At 64.3% G+C, this 207-nt stretch carries 1 pseudogene; it reads right to left on the minus strand.

Going from position 1 to position 207, the window contains the following annotated elements:
- Positions 1-41 precede the first annotated feature (41 nt).
- A pseudogene (locus AF337_RS46400) lies at positions 42-207 on the minus strand (methyltransferase type 12); the annotation flags it as partial.

The raw sequence follows: 207 nt of genomic DNA on the forward strand, positions 1-207 counted from the left end.
CAGCCTCTCGGGGCCTGCATAGCGCACGGCACGAAACCGCGTCACTCCGGTCTCCGAGCGTAAAACGTGTGCCACCCATCGCCGTCACGGTTCACCCTGTATGCGTCCCATTCAAGAGCCAGGCCCGCCCCCTGCATGCACAGAGCGAAATCGTCCCGGCGCCAGTAGGACATATGGTAGGCGCCGCTCGTCTCTCCATCCCCATCC

The organism is Rhizobium ecuadorense (assembly GCF_001187535.1).
Lineage (GTDB): Bacteria > Pseudomonadota > Alphaproteobacteria > Rhizobiales > Rhizobiaceae > Rhizobium > Rhizobium ecuadorense.